We start from the raw sequence: 4050 nt of genomic DNA, 5'->3' as shown, positions 1-4050 counted from the left end.
ACTTGTGCCGGTGCCGGTGCTTGTAAATGTGCCTGCGCCTGCTTCCGTGCCTGCGCCAATGTCATCGTGGAGCACCGCGTTCTCCTTCGCCGCGCTCTTCACGTCCTTGCCGACCTTCGGCATCGCCTGCGTGGCCTGCACGATCAGATGCCGCGCGATCTCGTCATCGCTCCACCCGCACGCGACGATCAGCGGTGTCCGCAGATACCGTGCTTCGGTCGCCTCCGGGGTGCCGTCCGCCTCCGCGGTTAGGATCGCCTCCGCATCCAGCCGGTCGCAGGTCGGCGATCCCGGCGCATCGGGGCAGTTGATCGAGTGCGACGCGGAATCCTCCGGATTGCAATAGGCCACCCGGTAGGCGCCAGTGACCCGATCCGGTAACGGCGCGATCTCATCGGCGATGCCGCGTTGAGCGCGATCGATCCCGAGCAAGCGGGCCGAGGACGCGTCGCGCTCGGCGAGTAAGGACAGCGCATGCGCCATGCCGGCCTCCGCAGCCAAAAACGCCTGGCGCGCGCGCTGTTGGTTTGCCGCCATGCGCTGATCCATCTGCGTGGTGCGCGATACGCCGATCGACAGGAGCGAGGCCAAACACAACACCAACACCGTGACCGCGAGCGTCGTGGCCCCGGTTTGGAGACGCGGGTGGTCGTTGCGAGTTCGGGCATAGAATCGGGCATGGAGTCGGGCACGGGTGCTGACGCGGGCACGCGAGCGCGGTTGTTGTTGCTGGCGCGGTTGGCAGTGCTTCATGATGCTGACTCAACGACTGTATGACCGCTCGCCCTGATCGCCGAACAACACTGACCCAAAAGCCAGATTCGACGAGATGTTCGTCTCCGCGAGTCATGGCGAATGGCGATCCGTTTCGCTCAATCCGACGCCGAGATCGGTAGGTTCACGACCCGATGATTGCGCACCAACACCGCTTGCGACCGCCGCGCGCGAATCGTTGGATCGCGGGTCAGCGAGCCTTCGAGATCGATATGGACCAGCCGGATCTCGACGAGCCTGATCGGAAGAGGGCCGGTGTCCACGTCGGTCCCCGCCGCTTCCGCGCTGGCCGCCTCGTAGAGCGCAAACCCCGGCCGGCAGCGTTGCCCCTCGGCGCGCTCGCCGGTATCGGTGCGAAGACACTGGACATCGAGCGAAAACACCGGCCCTTCACGCGCGATGCGGACAGTCGCCGGATCGGTCAAGCCGTGCCACTGTCCGCCGCTGTTGCACGCCGACAGATCGCCACCGCCCTGCCGCACCTTGAGGAGATGGTCGTCGACCTTGAAGCCGAACAGCTCGTAGGAGCCGCTGGCGTCATCGGCCTTCTGCCGCAACACCCCATCCTGGTTGGCATCATAGGTGAAGACGAGGCAGGAGCCGTCTTCATACAGCTCCAGATCGGAGAAATGAGGTTCCGTGAACGCCTGGCCACCGAAACCGGCGCGCCGGATATCGGTGACCATCATGTCCATGGCCGCGCGCAACTCGGCATTCAAGCGCGCCGCGCCCAGCAGATCGACGGCATAGCGCAGATTGACCGTGTACAGGGTCAATGCCGAGAGCATGATCAGCAAGCCCACCGTCAGCCCGATCATGACCTCGACCAGGGACAACCCCGATTGCCGGCCCGGCCAGCGTTGGCTCCTGCGGATTCCCGGCCGAGCGTGCCGGTTCATCGCCATTCCCGATCGGCACTGGAGCATCGGCGCTCCCGGCCGGCGGCGGATCATGGACATTCGGGCAGCCCGAGGACATCGTCCGAGCACAGCGCCACCCGCCCGAGCGGGGCCACCCGGATGCGGATGCGCGACGCATCCGCCCCGCTGAGCGTCAGGGTGCCGGCGGTGGAACATTTGCCGAGCTTGCGCTCGAAACGATAGGACGCCCGGTTCGAGTCCACGGCGACCCCTGGAAAGTCGGCGCCGACGAGGCTGTGCTCTTGGCGATCCTCCCCGCCATACTGGCATGCGCCCGCCACCGAGCAATCGCAGTCGTGATCGTTGGCGATCGCCAGGCACCAGCCGTCGCCCGCCGGCCCGGCCCCGCCCGCGCTGACCACGACGAAGAGATCGCGATACTGTTTGATCGCCTCCGAGCGCGCGAATTGGAGCAGCGAGTAGATCGCCTCGGCGCTATTGCGCAAGCGCGCCCGCTCCTGGCTCTCCTGGAAGGACGGGATACCGACGGCCAGCAGGATCGCCAGCAGACTCATGGTGACGAGCAGCTCGATCAGCGACAGGCCCGCGCAGCCGGGGCGGCGTCGTGGCCCATGGCATCGCCTCTCGCGTGTCATCGCGACAGGCCCGCGCATCCCGCGCGGTCTCTTGGCCGATGGCGTCGCCTCGCGCCTGCCATCGGGTTCACTTCAGCCAGCAGTCGGCCGGCGTCTTGACATTGTTCTGATCCAGGGTCAGCAAGGCGCACGCGCGATCCGCCGCCTGTGCGCCGGTCGCCTTGGCCTCGGCCTCGATGACATAGGCGGTGGTCTCGGCGCTGCGGATGCTGAACGCGTAATCATCCGTGTCGGGCAGCACGCAGTCGCCGTCGCTCAGGCAATCGGCATAGCTCGGATGCCGCAGGCGATGGCGTTCGAGCGCCTGTTGCAGCTCGAACAACCCGGTCTGCGCCTGCACGCGCCGCGCGCTGATCGCATAGCTGCGATAGCTCGGATAGGCCAGCATGGCGAGTACGCCGACGATGCCGAGCACGACCATCAGTTCGATCAGGGTGAAGCCGAAGTGGCGGCGCGCGCCAGCCCGGGCGGTGCCGTCATGCACCGCGCATCCGGGTCCAACCCTGCGGGGGCCGGATAGAATCGGGCGCGCGTGGGCGCTGCGCTGTCGATGTGCGATCATAGCCAGCCCGTGCCTTCGTCCGCGCGGTTGCGCAATGATAGGGATCGGCAGCGTCGTCCCCGCTGCCTGCCGAGCGCTGGCTGAATCTTATGATCGCGACGGCCTGGGTGCAAGCCGTGCATCGGGATGGCGCCGACCCTGCGGCTGGAATGCCAAGCGGTCGCCGCGTCTTTGATTGGGCCTTGAGTGGACCTTGGCGACAACACACATGCATGATGGTGAGCAGCTTATGGTTTGGCTGATCGGGATTTGGCTATTCATGGGAATCGTTTCGGCCTTTTGGGCGGTCCGAAAAATGACGAAAAGCGGCAAAATAGGATTCATCGGGCAGGTCGTGTTTCTGGTGATCGTGGTCCTTGGGCCCATCGGTTTGGTGTTGCAGCTCTTGCTTGACAGGCAGACCAAAAAGAATGGCTGATGCGATCAAGGCCGCCCTCGTCCAACACCAGGTTCGCGCCAACCCGCAAGCCACCTGGGAGGCCCTCGCGCGCGCCTGTCGCGCGGCCAAGGCTGCTGGCTGTCGACTCGTGCTCTTGCAGGAATTGCACAATGGCGATTACTTCTGCCAGCGCGAGGACTGTGCGCGCTTCGACAGCGCCGAGCCGGTGCCGGGAGCGACCACCGAGCGCCTCGGCGCGCTGGCAGCCGAACTCGGCTTGGTCATCGTCGGCTCGGTGTTCGAGCGCCGCGCACCCGGGGTCTACCACAACACCGCCGTGGTGCTGGATGCCGATGGCCGCTTCGCCGGCCTGTATCGAAAGATGCACATCCCGGATGATCCCGGCTTCCATGAGAAGTTCTACTTCACCCCTGGCGATCTCGGGTTCGAGCCGATCGACACCGCGGTTGGCCGCCTGGGGGTGCTGGTCTGCTGGGATCAGTGGTTCCCGGAAGCGGCGCGGCTGATGGCCTTGGCCGGCGCCGAGCTGCTGCTCTATCCGACCGCGATCGGCTGGGATCCGCGCGACGACGGGCAAGAACAGGCGCGCCAGCTCGATGCCTGGATGACCGTGCAGCGCGGCCATGCGATCGCCAATGGCCTGCCGCTGCTGGCCTGCAATCGGGTCGGCTTCGAGCCGACGCCCGTTGTCGACCACCCGACTACGCGGCCTACCGCCGCCAGTTTGCCCGCCAGCCTGCCCACCAGCTCCGCCGCCAGCCTGCCGGTCAGCTCGCCTGCCGAGACCCCAGCCGGCCC

General features: G+C 66.3%; 6 protein-coding genes. 2 read left to right on the top strand and 4 right to left on the bottom strand.

From position 1 onward, the window contains the following. The 4 genes from ACLFQI_RS12180 to ACLFQI_RS12165 form a co-directional block, all read right to left on the bottom strand. Window positions 1-753 (bottom strand): pilus assembly PilX N-terminal domain-containing protein (locus ACLFQI_RS12180; protein ID WP_410759701.1); only part of this gene is annotated, 753 nt, incomplete at its 3' end. Between the two features lie 119 nt (window positions 754-872). Further along, entirely contained in the window at window positions 873-1673 is an 801-nt protein-coding gene (locus tag ACLFQI_RS12175; protein ID WP_410759699.1) for a prepilin-type N-terminal cleavage/methylation domain-containing protein, read from the bottom strand. Window positions 1674-1723: 50 nt separating this feature from the next. Then, window positions 1724-2290 (bottom strand): GspH/FimT family pseudopilin, encoded by a 567-nt coding sequence (locus tag ACLFQI_RS12170; protein ID WP_410759697.1) that lies wholly within the window; start codon window positions 2288-2290, stop codon window positions 1724-1726. Window positions 2291-2357: 67 nt separating this feature from the next. Beyond that, window positions 2358-2774 (bottom strand): type IV pilin protein, encoded by a 417-nt coding sequence (locus tag ACLFQI_RS12165; protein WP_410759695.1) that lies wholly within the window; start codon window positions 2772-2774, stop codon window positions 2358-2360. A gap of 271 nt (window positions 2775-3045) precedes the next feature. Between ACLFQI_RS12165 and ACLFQI_RS12160 the strand changes: the two genes are divergently transcribed. Further along, the gene (locus ACLFQI_RS12160) at window positions 3046-3270 is read left to right on the top strand and encodes a hypothetical protein (protein WP_410759693.1); all 225 of its coding nucleotides are present in this window, start codon (window positions 3046-3048) and stop codon (window positions 3268-3270) included. Continuing rightward, window positions 3263-4050: nitrilase-related carbon-nitrogen hydrolase (locus tag ACLFQI_RS12155; protein ID WP_410759691.1), on the top strand; the 788-nt coding region annotated here is incomplete at its 3' end. The genes ACLFQI_RS12160 and ACLFQI_RS12155, both read left to right, overlap by 8 nt.

The organism is Halochromatium sp. (assembly GCF_046541315.1).
In the GTDB taxonomy this organism is placed as follows: domain Bacteria; phylum Pseudomonadota; class Gammaproteobacteria; order Chromatiales; family Chromatiaceae; genus Lamprobacter.
The sequence above is the reverse complement of the archived record's forward strand: the minus strand, read 5'-3'. Positions and strand labels throughout refer to the sequence as shown.